This is a genomic window from Paraburkholderia sediminicola (assembly GCF_046026895.1).
GTDB classification, from domain to species: domain Bacteria; phylum Pseudomonadota; class Gammaproteobacteria; order Burkholderiales; family Burkholderiaceae; genus Paraburkholderia; species Paraburkholderia sediminicola_C.
Genome location: NZ_JAQQEU010000034.1, coordinates 12,646 through 25,621, shown reverse-complemented (window position 1 = coordinate 25,621; position 12,976 = coordinate 12,646). Strand labels below are relative to the sequence as shown.

The 12,976-nt window shown below is 58.2% G+C and carries 15 protein-coding genes; 7 read left to right on the top strand and 8 right to left on the bottom strand.

All coding sequences use genetic code 11. From position 1 onward, the window contains the following. Positions 1-1,090: 1,090 nt before the first annotated feature. From PQR02_RS22805 to PQR02_RS22775, 7 genes are all read right to left on the bottom strand, one after another. The gene (locus tag PQR02_RS22805; protein WP_408236187.1) at positions 1,091-1,882 is read right to left on the bottom strand and encodes a CAP domain-containing protein; all 792 of its coding nucleotides are present in this window, start codon (positions 1,880-1,882) and stop codon (positions 1,091-1,093) included. 431 nt (positions 1,883-2,313) lie between these two features. Then, entirely contained in the window at positions 2,314-2,682 is a 369-nt protein-coding gene (locus PQR02_RS22800) for a hypothetical protein (protein WP_408236184.1), read from the bottom strand. A gap of 1 nt (position 2,683) precedes the next feature. After that, positions 2,684-2,854 carry a hypothetical protein gene (locus PQR02_RS22795; RefSeq protein WP_167455805.1) on the bottom strand — a complete coding sequence of 57 codons (171 nt, stop codon included), beginning with the start codon at positions 2,852-2,854 and terminating at the stop codon, positions 2,684-2,686. A 13-nt stretch (positions 2,855-2,867) separates the two neighbouring features. Beyond that, positions 2,868-3,077 (bottom strand): hypothetical protein, encoded by a 210-nt coding sequence (locus tag PQR02_RS22790; protein ID WP_408236181.1) that lies wholly within the window; start codon positions 3,075-3,077, stop codon positions 2,868-2,870. A gap of 133 nt (positions 3,078-3,210) precedes the next feature. Then, positions 3,211-4,047, bottom strand: coding sequence for a hypothetical protein (locus PQR02_RS22785; protein ID WP_408236178.1), 837 nt, complete (start codon positions 4,045-4,047; stop codon positions 3,211-3,213). A gap of 58 nt (positions 4,048-4,105) precedes the next feature. Further along, positions 4,106-5,425, bottom strand: a complete 1,320-nt coding sequence (locus PQR02_RS22780) for a hypothetical protein (RefSeq protein ID WP_408236175.1) — start codon at positions 5,423-5,425, stop codon at positions 4,106-4,108. Positions 5,426-6,076: 651 nt separating this feature from the next. Beyond that, entirely contained in the window at positions 6,077-6,523 is a 447-nt protein-coding gene (locus PQR02_RS22775; protein ID WP_408236172.1) for a nuclease-related domain-containing protein, read from the bottom strand. 390 nt (positions 6,524-6,913) lie between these two features. On the opposite strand from PQR02_RS22775, the gene PQR02_RS22770 reads away from it, so the two are divergent. The 7 genes from PQR02_RS22770 to PQR02_RS22740 all read left to right on the top strand — a co-directional run bounded on the left by PQR02_RS22770 (position 6,914) and on the right by PQR02_RS22740 (position 11,688). After that, entirely contained in the window at positions 6,914-7,225 is a 312-nt protein-coding gene (locus PQR02_RS22770) for a hypothetical protein (RefSeq protein WP_408236169.1), read from the top strand. A gap of 108 nt (positions 7,226-7,333) precedes the next feature. Beyond that, complete coding sequence (locus PQR02_RS22765) at positions 7,334-7,768, top strand: hypothetical protein (RefSeq protein WP_408236166.1); 435 nt, start codon at positions 7,334-7,336, stop codon at positions 7,766-7,768. An 11-nt stretch (positions 7,769-7,779) separates the two neighbouring features. Then, entirely contained in the window at positions 7,780-8,559 is a 780-nt protein-coding gene (locus PQR02_RS22760) for a hypothetical protein (RefSeq protein ID WP_408236163.1), read from the top strand. Positions 8,560-8,829: 270 nt separating this feature from the next. Then, positions 8,830-9,915, top strand: coding sequence for a primase-helicase zinc-binding domain-containing protein (locus PQR02_RS22755; protein ID WP_408236160.1), 1,086 nt, complete (start codon positions 8,830-8,832; stop codon positions 9,913-9,915). A 103-nt stretch (positions 9,916-10,018) separates the two neighbouring features. Continuing rightward, entirely contained in the window at positions 10,019-10,240 is a 222-nt protein-coding gene (locus tag PQR02_RS22750; protein ID WP_408236157.1) for a hypothetical protein, read from the top strand. A 743-nt stretch (positions 10,241-10,983) separates the two neighbouring features. Continuing rightward, positions 10,984-11,151, top strand: a complete 168-nt coding sequence (locus PQR02_RS22745; protein ID WP_408236154.1) for a hypothetical protein — start codon at positions 10,984-10,986, stop codon at positions 11,149-11,151. Positions 11,152-11,538: 387 nt separating this feature from the next. Further along, positions 11,539-11,688, top strand: coding sequence for a hypothetical protein (locus PQR02_RS22740; protein WP_408236151.1), 150 nt, complete (start codon positions 11,539-11,541; stop codon positions 11,686-11,688). 484 nt (positions 11,689-12,172) lie between these two features. On the opposite strand, the gene PQR02_RS22735 is transcribed toward PQR02_RS22740, so the two are convergent. Continuing rightward, positions 12,173-12,466, bottom strand: coding sequence for a hypothetical protein (locus tag PQR02_RS22735; protein ID WP_408236149.1), 294 nt, complete (start codon positions 12,464-12,466; stop codon positions 12,173-12,175). Between the last annotated feature and the right edge of the window lie 510 nt (positions 12,467-12,976).

Genomic DNA, 12,976 nt, shown 5'->3' with positions numbered 1-12,976 from the left:
ACGATGGTTTGGTCCTTTTGCCAAGGGTATTCCGGTAACTGAGGCTGCAGCATCGGCAATAGAAAAAAGCGCCCGGAGAGGCGCTTTTTCTAATCCTGGTTTGGTCCTTTTGCCAAGCGTATTCCGGTAACTGAGGTTGCAGCGTCGGCAGTAAAAAAGCGCCCGGAGAGGCGCTTTTTCTAATGAGTTTCGAAAATTTGGAGATTTATCGCGATGAAAGAGTTTTTGAAGTTACTAATTGTGTGTGTGGGTCTCTGCATCGGTAGTCACGCATGGGCACAGGCGCAACGTACGCACTGCGCGTACGGCTTTCAGGACTCATTTTGCGGCACCAAGATCGCGACTGCGGCGCAATCGCCTCCCGCGTGTTCTACTGCGCCGGGATGGACGACGATTGCAGGAGCGCGTTGGCAAGGTTCTCATTACTCGTCGCCGCAATGCAATTACCAGGCGCCGCCGAGTTGCCCTGCCGGTTGGGCGGTGTTGTCTGGTCCGGCGTGGAACGGTAGTTCGTGGGGCGGTCTCTCATGCCAACCGCCGCCACCGACGCAGGGTACTTGTCAGTACGGATTTCTGAGCGGCCCAACGTGGAACGGGAGTGAATGGATATACACATGCAACGCACCGCCCGCGCCTACGGTAACGTGTGCAAGTGAAGCGCAGGCGCAGGGATATACGTTAACGAATGGTTATGGCAGACAGGGCCCCTTCACCGGATACTATACAAATTTCGATGGCTCGTATGGTCATGGCACCTACTACCAGCAACAGTATGGTGCCACGGGGCCCGTCTGGACCGACACTTGCGGCACGTCTGGCAACACATACATTTTGTACTGTCCTGTCAGTCCAACGGACGGAAGCGCGATGGGACAACTCACGGGAAATACAACGTTGCCGGGGCCTGCGGCTTGTGGCGGGCCAAATTAAACCTGACCTAGACAGGTTGTAGCAGAAAAGGGGTGCAGCCTTTGCGGGTTGCATCCCTTCTTTTTTGGAGCGTGTCAAAAACGATTTTCGGAAATAAAAAACCGCCAGTGTGATGCTGGCGGTTTTCGATCAAGGGCCGCGTGAGCCCTTTGCGATGGCGTTAGCCGACGATATTCCCGGTCGTGAACGTGAACGGCCTCGTGAAAGCAGTGCCGTTCACCGTGCCCGACACGTTCACCGTGTACGTGGTGTTCGGAGCCAAAGGCGTTGCCGGGTAAGCGACCGCTGCATACGGCTGCGTCAGCTTGTTCGGATCGTTGGCCGAATCGATCAATTGCAGGTTGATGATATTGCCGGACGGGTCCGTCATCGTGCCCGAAGTCAGTACAAGCGTATCGGTCGCGTTGCCCATGACAATAACCGGCGTGCCCCACGGACCCGAAGTATTGGGCGGCGTCGGGGATTCCGAAACAGCCTTGTACGGAACGCCGGTCGTGCCTTGGCATGGGAACGTAATGGGTCCGCTCGTGGTGAGTTGCTGCATTTCAGTGTTCAGCAGGCTCATCGAGCCCCACACTTCCGGCGAACCGCTGAACGCGGTCTCATACTCACCGATGCCAATCGTCTTAACCGGCGTCAAGATGGCCTGCGAGTGATACACGGTCGAAATCCATTCGTTCACCAACGTCTGGCCGTATTCCGCTTCGGAAAGATTCGACGTGGTGTAGTAGGCAGCGCTCACGCCTGCGCCCACGACGCCGGTAGAGGGAAATCCGAAATGCACGGCACGATCAAGGTAGCTCACGCCGGTAAAGCCTTGCTGACCAGCCGTTTCGTTGTCGGCCACCGTGTTGTTCAATCCTTCCCACATCGCATGCGCTTGCGCAGCTTGATCGAGAACCGTGTTTTGCTGAACTGCCGGGAAACCGCATTGCTGACGATAGGCGTTCACCTGATTAAACATCGCAAGCGTGGCGCTGTCCGCAGCGTATTGCGGGGTGGGTTGAGTGCCCGTTACCGGAGAGCTGGCCGAACTGGGAGCGCTGGCCGAACCCGGAGCGCTTGCGGGTGTGCCCGCAGCGGGCGAGCTGCTTCCACCACCACCACCACCACCGCATGCAGCGACGAGGATAGCAGCCGCAACTACGGCGGAAGTCAGTGTAAAAGTGCTTTTGATGGTCATTTTTCTGGCCCTAGTCGTTAGTGCAGTCGCCCCCGCGATCTGCTTACTTTCATCTTATCGAGCGCAATCCAAAGTCAAGGGAGCGTCGGCCGCAACTCTCGGAAAGCGTGAATGCATACCCCAAATTTCGCGTGCGCTGGCATTGTAAAGAGCGGTAAGCCATTGCGGCGAGAGTGTCGTTGCGTAGGCGCAACCGTTTGCTACCGCCGTCCGGAGCGGTTCCTTCGCCGGTTTATGCGTATTGCAATAAAAAGCGCGGCGAGCAGAGTGCCGGCGATCGCTGGCTGCTGTTGTCCAACCGTCGAGAGCATCAATGAGCCTCCCCAGGCCAGCGCGAGAAAGAACACAAGGTGCTTGAATGCCTTGCTGTCCAGCACGCGCAGAATCCGACCGCCCGATCTCGCGCACTGCTTCGCATACTGCTCGTTGGATTTTTCGAGGTCGAACGTCTCAGGCGTCGCCTGCCGGTCCGCTCTGTAATGGCGCTCGTACTGATTGAAGCGAGCGTCGCCGCGGCCTCTGAGCCAGGCCGCGACGCTGTCGCCAAAGAGATAAGCGAAGTCCTGCATATCAGTGCATCACGTCCGAGCAGAACTCCACCGCGCCAATCACACCCGAGATGCATTGGCCGTCGGCTTCGGCGTGGAACTCGCCAGTCTCAATGTCGCGCCAGCCGAACTGGACCCGGCCATCGTGAGAAAAGACCACCAATCCGATCTGAACCGCGAAATCCTGATGCATGGCCCGACCTCCGTTATTGTGATTGCTTGCGCTTGCCCACCTGACTTTTTGGCGCGAGAAGGTAATTGCAACCGGGGCAGCTAAAGTCCTTCGCGAGCTCGATCTTGCCTTCGCCGTTGGACAGGACGTAGTCGGTGCCACAGGCCCGGCACGGCGCCATCGTGAGACGGGAGTCCATGGCCATCGAACGCGTCAGGTAGTTGGCCCTGTCTGCGGTAATCACAAGGTTCCTGCCGAACACATCTTCGCCATGACGTCATTTGCAGCTATCAGCGCCTGCGGAATGTTCGCCTTGTTTTCGAGGCCGTTGCGGTAGAGCCAGACATAGACCGAAGCTTGGAGTCGATGAACGGCTGTCAGGTCAGGGAACTCGCCCGACACCCGCAAGGTGAACTAACGCCGTGGATCTCGCGGTACAAAGCGCGCGCCTTGTTCTGGTTAAGGCCAAACAGGTCGATCGCCGTCGCTGAGCGGCAACCTTGAGCCATCATCAGCCGGGCGAAATCTTCACGCTGGCTTCGCTCAAGCCGAAGGTCGGTCCACAAATGCTTGTAGGGCAGCGATCCTGCCCTTACTGGCGAGGTGGCCATGATGTAATGAGCAACGGTTTCCTCGGTCAGCCAACCAGCGCTGTATTCGAGCCAGAAGTTCTGATCGTGGAATCGCCACTGGAAAAGCGGAAAGCTGATGGAGCCAACCGCTTTTTCGAGCCGTGCCATTGGCACCTGCTTCAGGTAAGCAGCCATTTCGGTCGAGATGCCTAGCAGCGGCACGGCGACGATGCTCATGTGCAGCACGTCTTTCAGCAGTTGCACGTACGACAGGTTGTAGTGGTAGACGTCACGGCTGGTGACCTGGTCTAGCTTGGGCATCGCCGCGATAAGGCTTTCTACTTTGGGCGAGTACATTACTCCGTCGACAAAGCTTTCCCAGTCTCGCGGATCGTCGAGGACCGGTGAGAGCGCGAGGAACGGCATGTTCATCAGGGTGGCCTTTGCCCCGATGTGTTCATCGAATGTCGCGACGTTGTCGAGCGAAAGCGAAAACACGGATTGCATCCGGCCGTTCGCGCCGATCGAACGGCGCATGAAGTCGGTCAGAGCGAAATTGCCGCGCTGCACTTTCTCCGTCAACCAATCGGAGAGAAGAAGGTTTTGCGGCTCACTATGGCCGTAGAGACTAACTTTAAGCATTTTTTCTTTTCGTACTCTATGCGAGCGGCATGAGCCGCTCAACCCCGTTAACAGCGTCTTAGCCTTTCGTGCGCTGCAGAGCTGCCTCGATTTCCGCCACGTACTTGCGCATCGTCGCGGCGATCGCTTCAAGTGTCGAATTGAATTCGGTTGGGTCAGCCGACGCCTGGACCGCCAGTTGCACGGTTGCCATCTTTGCTGCAACCGATGCCCACGCCGTGGTGAGGTCTGCTACAGCGTTTTTGACCGCAATACGAGCATCGAGCGCGGCTTGGCTTTCACGCAGGCTGGCCTCGAGTTCCGCCTTCCGCGCGTCCAGCAACTGTTTTTCCCTCAATTTTTCGTCTAACTGGCTCGAGAGACCGTCCAGCGCTTCTTTGAGCGACGTGTACGATTGGGGCAGCGTTTCAACCGGAACTTCGACTCGCTCTACCTTTGGCGGAGCGCTTTCCAGCGCCATAAACTTGTCAGCCAGTTCCTTGTACTCTTTGTTCTTGTCGGCCAACGCCTTCTCAAGGGCCGGATATCCAGCTGAGTTCCTAGCGAGCATCTCGGAGAGAGTGGCTATGCTCTTCTCCTGTTCGAGGATCGCCCGTTCGTGGTCGGCAATCGTGTGCTTCAAATGGCCGTTTTCCCGCGCGCTCTGATCGAGGGCTAGCTTGCTGTCAGCGAGCAAACCTTCGATGTTAGCCACGTGAGTTTCTTTATCCGCAATCTCTTCTTCTTTCAGCCGGAGCGCTTTTACGAGCTTCGCGACGTCCTCGCGGGACATATCTGGCGTCGCCTGCTTCTGCGTAGCGACAGCTTCGATCTGCTCATCGGTTACGTCATCCGCGGCTAGTATCCGTAGCTCACCAAAGCTGAACATCTGCACAGCTTCGGCTTTGTCCGCGAACTTCATATGACAGCGCATGTAGTTGTATGCAGAAGCCCGCGTCAGCTTCATGGCCCGTTCGAAGAAAGCAAAGCACAGTTGCGCGCCTCGTCTCTGACTCTTTGGGGTGTCACCGACCAGGCCGGTGTGATGGTTGATCGCCATCGTCATCATTTGCTGGAGGTGCCCGCCCAGTATGATCAGTTCTGAGACGACCTTCTCCCGCGACTCGGAGACGGCCATCATGTGTTCGACGAGGTTGGCCACCAGTTCGGTGGTCTCTGCGCCGCCGCCGAATACGTCACGTGCCGCCGCCGCGATCTTGTCGCGGGTAGCAGCTTTCGGGTCCTGCATGCTGAACACTAATTCGTCCAGCGGGTCGAAGGGCACCATTTGCCCAGCGTTAGCGTCGGTCGGGGGCAGTGAGCCCTTAGTTACGAACCCCGACACCAGCCCGCGCCCATTGGGCCGGCGATCGGGACTGGACGTCTTGCCATTTTGCATTCTTCTCTCCAGAAGTTAATAGGAACGACCACCCTGGTTGTCGTCGTCAGATTGAGCAGATTGCTCGTGAGACTGGACGGCGCAAATGCCGCGCTGTCACTTAATGGTTTGCGCTTGGACGGTTGTCGCTGTTGCCGCCTCTTGGCAGTTGCGGGGACGCCGAACAGTCGTCGCTGCTCTGCTCCAGTAACAATTTCAAGCGCCCCGTGAATGCTTCCCGCGTCATCTCAAATTTGTAAGAGAGAGTAACGCTAAGGATTCAAGGTCCAGCCCTCGAAAGGCGCGCATTTTGTACCGCCTTTCGCCAGAGCGCCCCGCTTTTGTCGCTCCTAAGAAAGCCTAATATTTAGTTATCGGTCGCAGTCTTGAAACATTTAGTGACATCTGTGGAGCATCGACACTATTGGATTTGTGACACGTAAAAGTTACCTGGATACGCGGACTCGGTGCGCCTCCATCGCGGCGTGGGACGTGTCGACCAGAAGGGCTATTGCGGCGGTCGCCTTCCCCACGTCCGGGCGGCATCCCGCCGTAGCTGTCGCGTCTCGCGCGCAGCCAGTGCGAAAGGTCGCCAAGAGAAAGAAGGTCCGAATGCAGCGCGGGGCTGAGATGTGCATCCTCAGAGACAAGCAACCCTGCGCCGGCGACGGGCTACAGCGAGGGAAGGCGGCTGCGGAAAAACGCAACCTTTGTCCGGTTCTGTTCGAGCGGCGATCGACGGTCCTGGGCGTTACCGTCGCGATCTGTCCTCGTCAGGAGTCCGGGGGCCGACGCGGGACTGATGTAGCCCGACCAATTTTTCGTCTCGAATACGAAGATGCCGAACGGGGTGACGGCGAGGTGATCGATCTCCGCGGTGGGGAAATCGGTGCCAGGCGCGTGCTTGATGATGATTGGCCCGTTGAAGAGAGAATAGTCGGCGCCGCAGAGAGCGGTCAGGCCGTCGCGCAACTTGGCCTGAGCTTTGGCTTCGCCAGCCTCGCCGAGCGCCGCGCTGCGGTCCTTTGGCTTGTGCCGGAATAGGTCGCCAATCGACGGACGTTTCTTGCGGGTGAGTAGTTTCCATGCGGCGACGCCCAGAAGGATCTCGAAAAACATTGCTGCCCCAATGCGTTGTTGATGGGACCAGCTTGACACGTCCTCATCGAAGTCAAGGAAGCGAAAGACGTCGAATTGGCAGTGCAACGCGAAAGCGCACATGTTTTTTGGAGCTTTACCCCCGCTGAGTCGCGAGGCGATGCGTAAAGTGATTCCTATCCCCGCGTCTTCGACGCATCGACCTGAGTTTTTGGCCCCTTTCTGTACCTGCGGCCGACCTCTATCCATCTGTTCACTTCCGCCGATAGCTGCTTTTGTCACGACTCAACAGAGCCGTGAGGAAAGCGTCTCTCCGCGCGCCCGATTTCCCTGCTCGAATGAGCATCGAAACGGTCCAGTGCCTTCCAGCCCTGGACATCCCCTAGTGCGTTAATTTTTCTGGAGAGAAAAATGCCGAAGCTGGTCTTGATGAAGGCGACGCGTTCGCCAATGTGGTTCTTTGCTGCGTGCTTCAGCCTTTGGTTTGCGATGCACTCGTTTTTCGCCGCTCTTTTCGTCGGTTTCGTTGCTTACCAGTGGGTCAAAGCATCCATTCGCAAGACGATGAAAGACGAAAAAGAATCGAGTGACAAAAGTTCAGCAACGCCGGCGACTGCCCAGCCTCAGGCTGAAGCAGTCCCGACGGCGTCTGTAACCCCTATCAAACGACAGTACGCCAAGTCGCCTGTCGTTGTTTCGCTTAAAACCGGCACCGACGAATAGTCGGCCCGCCACTGACCGCAAAGATGCCCTCTGGGGCGTCTTTGCAACTTCACCCCAACGGGAACCGACCCGTTGCGGGCATGGGTTCCCGTTCACCGGAGATAACCCATGGAAACCGGAATCACGGGATGGCAACTCGATATGTTTGGCGGGGAATTGCCAATCCTTGCCAGTCTGCCTCTCAAGCCTGAGCCGCTTCCCGATCCGAAGTTCTGGAGCGAAGCGGTGCGCGAAAAAATGGTCGACGCACTTGTCGGCTTCGCCACTGACAGTCGTCGCGGCGACAACATGCCCGAGTCGCTGATGGATTGCTGCACGCTCCTGAGCGACAGGCTTCGCAACCGCAAAAAGCTTGAACTCGACGACTACCGGGCAACGCTCGGCTGGGTGATGGAGTTTTGGGACGGCGCTCTGCCGTACCGGTACGTTTGCCTCATCAACGGCGTCGACCCCGAGATCCTGCAGGACGTCATCGTCAGTAACCCGCTGCTGAAGCGTGACATGGAAGACGTTCGTCGCTGCTGCTTCGGCTCCTTGCTGTAGGAGAGCCGAAAATGGCAACAACGACATTCAGCAAAGTCCTGGGTGGCATCTTTGGCATTGGCGAGCCGGTATCAGCGCCGGCAACTCCCGCGCCAGTAGTAGTAGGGCAAGGGGGGCGCAACGAGCGTCAGCTGGTGATCGCTGGCGAAGCCCGGCTTTTTCGCGATGAGGGCGACGTGGTGGTGCAGTTTCGCCCGGCCTTCGATTACGAATTGCGTGACACGCCGGTCGGCATGAAGCTGGTCCCGTCACTCGAACCTCACTGGGCCGTCGTTAGCGAACATCCCGGCCCGCTAAGGGACGCGATCGCAGCAGCGATCATGGCAGCCGCCCCGCCAGTTACCCGGGAGCGTGAGGCTGCAGAGGCAGAGCGTCCCCGTGCACGCGCGCAAGTCGAGCCAGCTACCGCACCGGTCGTGATCGAGAATGCGGTACCGGCGTTGGCATCGCCCACGAAAGCGCCGGGCACACCTCGCACGGAACGTTCGCATTACGGCGTCGTAACGCAGTGGGGTGAGCGCGAGTTCCCGGATGGCAAGCGACCCGGCAAGACCTATGAGTCGTTCTGCCTGACGCTGGAGCACCGTGGACAGACCCGCGTGTTGCAGGGCGAAGGCCTGCGTGACGCGATCGCGGAGACGCACTGCCGCATTGGAGATCGCGTCGAAGTCCGGCGACTTGGCAAGACGAAGGTGCCCGCAGTAAATACGCGCGGGGAGCCCATTCTTGATCCGACAGGCGCTCAAGTCCTGTGGGACAAGTGGCTGTGGTCTATCAAGAAGAAGTCTTGATCGCCATTCAGCACGTCTGATCCCGAACCTCCTCACCTTTGTTCCCGTATCGGCTCACCTTTTCGCTGCCTTGACCATCCCTTACGGGGCGGCAGGGCGCGAAGGGTGAGTTTTCCCTCCTCGCACCTTTCCGTAATCCCAACCGGCAGCGCCGTCCTTGCTGAGAAAAGCCGTTTCGCGCGCCTCGCGCGTGACAGACGGCTTTTCTGAGCAACGGTTTCACCGCCTGTAAAGGCATCGACCTCAACCACACCACTACTGGAGTGACATATGAATGTTAAGGACCTGAAGCTGTCCCCGGAACAGTGGGTAGCGTTGCTCCAGAAGTACGGAGTGCCCGCAACCTCATTGACCGGGAAAGGCGCACCTTGTCCCATCTGCGGCGGCAACGACCGCTTTACTTATGACAACAAGCGCGGCCGCGGCGACTGGGTGTGCCGCAAATGCAATGAAGGAAGCATGAGAGCCGGAGACGGCTTCGAGCTTATCTGCAAAACAGCCGGGATCACCTTTCGCGAGCTGATGCTGGAACTCGAAGGCGGCATTCCGCTGCCGGTGCGTGACACACCCAGACTCTCTGGCATAGCGCCTTCGGCCGGCCGCAAGGCCGATCCGGCATGGGCGCGAAAGAGGCTCGAGTCGATGTGGGAGAGCGCTGTGGCGCATGGGCGCGACGATCTCATATCGAGGTATCTGCGGGCGCGTGTGCCCGGCCTCGACCTTTCGTCGTCGCCGGCACTCCGGCTGGCAATGCTCGAGTACCGGCATGAAAAGAAGGTGATCGGTAAGTGGCCTGGCGTTCTCGCCAGATTCACGCTGCCCGACGCACGCCTCGGCACACTTCATCGGACCTTCCTTGATCGGTCGAAGCCCGCGAAGGCAACGATCATCACTAACGATGGCGAAGTTCTGCCTTCAAAGATGAACGACGTGACGTTGCACAAACTGAACGGCGGCGCAGTCCGGCTGATGGAGCCGGTCAACGGCGAGATCGGCGTGGGCGAGGGGCTCGAATCGGTGCTCGGCGCGCATATGCTTTTTGGCGTACCGGTCTGGTACTGCCTTAACCGCGTGTTGCTCTCCGATTTCGTTGTTCCCGATGGCCTAGGGATAGGCGTAGTGCACATCTTTGCGGATTTTGATGCGGTAGATCCGAAAACGCGGAAGTCGCCCGGGATGGCTGATGCGCTGGTGCTTGCCAAGCGCCTTCGCGCTGACGGCTACACCGCAATCGTTCACCGCCCCAAGGTTCGCGGGACTGACTTTGCGGACGAATGGATGGCGTCGGGTAACAAGCCTCGGGGTCGAGCCGGCCCCGTGCGGCTCGGCGGGACGCGAGAGGCACTGCATATCTGATTAACGGCGGCTTCGTCCGCTCAGTCGTTGTTCTTAACCGCCCGGTGGGGATTCGTCCCCGCCGGGGCCGCAATCCGTCTGGGCCTTCCGTATGGAGAGAAGCATGTTCAAGATGATTGTTGGCCGGTTTGAGATTGTTGCTACCTCGGGCATCAAGAATGGTTCGGTACGAGTCGGCAAGTCAGAAGCGCAGGCTTACGATGTGATTGACCGGCGTCAGGCAGTGAATGCGAAGCCTGAGCAGACAGGCATGGAACTGGACGACGCGTGGACTTATTGCGTTCGCTACCAAGGTCGAGCTCGCGGTATCGCCTTATTGCATTGACTCAACCCCATAACGACAAACCCGGCCATTGGCCGTAATGCCGTTCACTTAACAAAAATGAAAAAGCCGCGCATCCTCACAGGAGCGCGGCTTTTTTCTTTTTTGCGAGGCAACCTATGAGTCGGACTAGATCTTGGACGACTGACTCATGTCGACGCACTCCGGCCCCTCGAGCCGGTGCGAGGTCAACGACAGCTTTAGGCGAACAGCGGCCCTGCGCGCGGCCTCGTCGCACGGCAACTCCACGCGCTCATAGGGACTTGATTCCATGGATTTTGCGATTTCATTTGAGTTGGCGACCATGCTAGACGCTCCGGCATAACAGGTTTATATCCGAGCTGCGCCGAGATGATCCGACGTCTGCGGTAGCGACCAGCGTCTTCTACACGGTACATAAGAAGAACGCTGACCAAATCGGTCGACCGCCTATCGGCTGGCCGACCGTCGATGGTCAATGATAGTTTCCACACATGGCTTACTGCGGTGGTGAGATTGGCGATCTCACGGCTCAAAGACAAATGGTTTGAGGACAATGCGTCGTCGTTGCCATTTTTGAAGCCGGCGTATCTTTCATCCGCCCAAGGAGTACTGCGACGCGCACAAGTCGCTTCGAGATAACAAGCATGTAATCCGAGAGACAGGATCGAGTCAGCGGCGGTTGACCAAAATGGAATCAACGCTTCCGGACCGGTGACGAAGGGTACCAAGACCCCCGTTGATCGTCGATGCCACTGGAGATTGCCATGCTCATTTATTCGATCCGTTATCGCGATGTCTGCGGCCGGTGGTCGGTTGCCTTCGCATATGCCGCTTCACAGTCCGACGCTGAAGCGATTGCAACCTGCCGTTATGGCGCGTTCCATTCCGTCAGCCGTGCCCGGATTGGTTCTTTGGACAACGCAGCCTTGTGATTCCGGAACGGCCAAATTGGATCTGAGCGGCAATTGCAGCCCATCGAGTCGCCTGCTCAGCGAACGGCTGCTTGCAGCCCTCGGGCTCGGCGACGAACGTGGCTACCTCGTCCGTCCCAATGCCGCACAACAAGGGATTCCTCGCCTCTTACTCGGCTTGTCCTTAGGCAAACAGGTTCTATCAAATCCACGAATTCCAGCGAGCACTTCTGAGTCCGCTCACCGCCTTGGCCCAGGCTATATGGTGGCCGTCGTTGCCGATCTGGTGCAGCGAAGCGGTTCGAAGATGAGTTCGCGGCGAACCCGATAAGGTCGCGATGGGCCCGCGAGGCGGACACTGGTGTCAAACGGGCCCGACGCATAATGAGTTTGTAAAGGAGAAAGACCATGGATGCCAAACCACCGAAGATTCCGGCCCCGGATAAAGTCTTTAGCCCGGATCCGGAACCTGTCGGCGTCGAATTTTTGGGTGCGGAACTGCCGGAGCACGTGCGCGCCTTTTTCGACGAACAACGTAAGTCGTGCCACGCAAAGTAACTGTGCAGTGGCGTAACGTAGCGGTGTTCTTCGTGCCTGATGCACGGGGCCTGGTGGCTCGCGCGCTCCCTGATCGCTTTGGTTTCGACGCTTCAAATAGAGGGACTGTCGCCGGCTAGTGCCGGCGTATGTCGTTATGCTTTGCGCGCTCCTGCTTGCGCAAGCCTCGGTTCTGCTCAACTTCCAGCAACGGCTCGACCGCGGGCGATGCGCCAGTGCGATCGCTGATCGTCTATTCTTCTGTTTTTTCCAAACGGTGGGCCGGGGCGGGCCGGTCCTGCGCGCCGGGTCGCAAGACATATCCCGGCCCTCCCGGGCGTGGACATTGCAATCGCGATGACGCTACGGGTCCTAGGCTGCATCACGCTCGCCGCCCTATCAGGGATAGCGGTTGTTTCCTACGCTGCGCGTCGTTTGCGAGACAGTGATCAACCCCATCAACATGCCGCTTGCCGCTAAGCACCAGATGCAGAGCGCATCGACTTCATGCAGGCGCATTCCGCGCGGGCGCGCCGGGGTGCGAGCGGGAGTTCGCTACGTCCACGAGCGGTTGCCAATCGAACCCTTCGAGCAACACCGCAAGCTGCACCGGGGACATCGGTGCAACGTCCATGTCAGCGGTTGATTCGACTGCCCAGTTCGTCACCGCCTCAGGCATCTCTTCGATTGCACTCACGGCGTCGTCGCGTGATATGACGGCCTGAGATACAGCAACGACACCCGTCAGTGCGGTGACAGCCAGAGCCGCACGGGTTGTGATAGTGATGTGACGCAGCATGCTCGATCTCCATTTAAATTGCGGGGAATTAACGGATTTGTCTGTGCGCGCATTAAGAGCATAAGGAGTCGAACCTTATCGTCTGCTTAATAGCCGCACCAAAATTGAGGCCAGCGTGTATATGCCAATCGCATTCCCGAAGACGATGCGTGCAGCGTGATCTTTGATGGCGGATTACGGGAAAACGAAAAGAGCAGGCGCAATCAAATGAAAATGGCTCCCGATAGGCTTCGAAACCTTGAATTCCAACAAGCCAACGCACAGTGCTTGACGCGGTCGCGCCCGTTAAACCCGGTATTGTGTTTCCCAAGTGAAACCGCCCAGCATTAACGAAGGTCGCGGACTATTCCGGTGCGGCCCCGAGCCATCTGCAGATGTAGTGATTGGACCGGTCATACTGTGAACTGGATGACGGTGTCCTTTAACCCTACCAGTCCCGCGTCAGTGCGGAGTAGCGGACCTGACTGTTCGTCCAATGAACGCAGAAGAACCCTGCCGGGGGCGGGCATT

Excerpts from the sequence above, each read along its gene's own strand:
- PQR02_RS22800 (WP_408236184.1), bottom strand. The coding sequence starts at position 2,682 with ATGCAGGACTTCGCTTATCTCTTTGGCGACAGCGTCGCGGCCTGGCTC.
- PQR02_RS22795 (WP_167455805.1), bottom strand. The coding sequence starts at position 2,854 with ATGCATCAGGATTTCGCGGTTCAGATCGGATTGGTGGTCTTTTCTCAC.
- PQR02_RS22785 (WP_408236178.1), bottom strand. The coding sequence starts at position 4,047 with ATGCTTAAAGTTAGTCTCTACGGCCATAGTGAGCCGCAAAACCTTCTT.
- PQR02_RS22780 (WP_408236175.1), bottom strand. The coding sequence starts at position 5,425 with ATGCAAAATGGCAAGACGTCCAGTCCCGATCGCCGGCCCAATGGGCGC.
- PQR02_RS22775 (WP_408236172.1), bottom strand. The coding sequence starts at position 6,523 with ATGTTTTTCGAGATCCTTCTGGGCGTCGCCGCATGGAAACTACTCACC.
- PQR02_RS22770 (WP_408236169.1), top strand. The coding sequence starts at position 6,914 with ATGCCGAAGCTGGTCTTGATGAAGGCGACGCGTTCGCCAATGTGGTTC.
- PQR02_RS22765 (WP_408236166.1), top strand. The coding sequence starts at position 7,334 with ATGGAAACCGGAATCACGGGATGGCAACTCGATATGTTTGGCGGGGAA.
- PQR02_RS22760 (WP_408236163.1), top strand. The coding sequence starts at position 7,780 with ATGGCAACAACGACATTCAGCAAAGTCCTGGGTGGCATCTTTGGCATT.
- PQR02_RS22755 (WP_408236160.1), top strand. The coding sequence starts at position 8,830 with ATGAATGTTAAGGACCTGAAGCTGTCCCCGGAACAGTGGGTAGCGTTG.
- PQR02_RS22750 (WP_408236157.1), top strand. The coding sequence starts at position 10,019 with ATGTTCAAGATGATTGTTGGCCGGTTTGAGATTGTTGCTACCTCGGGC.
- PQR02_RS22745 (WP_408236154.1), top strand. The coding sequence starts at position 10,984 with ATGCTCATTTATTCGATCCGTTATCGCGATGTCTGCGGCCGGTGGTCG.
- PQR02_RS22740 (WP_408236151.1), top strand. The coding sequence starts at position 11,539 with ATGGATGCCAAACCACCGAAGATTCCGGCCCCGGATAAAGTCTTTAGC.
- PQR02_RS22735 (WP_408236149.1), bottom strand. The coding sequence starts at position 12,466 with ATGCTGCGTCACATCACTATCACAACCCGTGCGGCTCTGGCTGTCACC.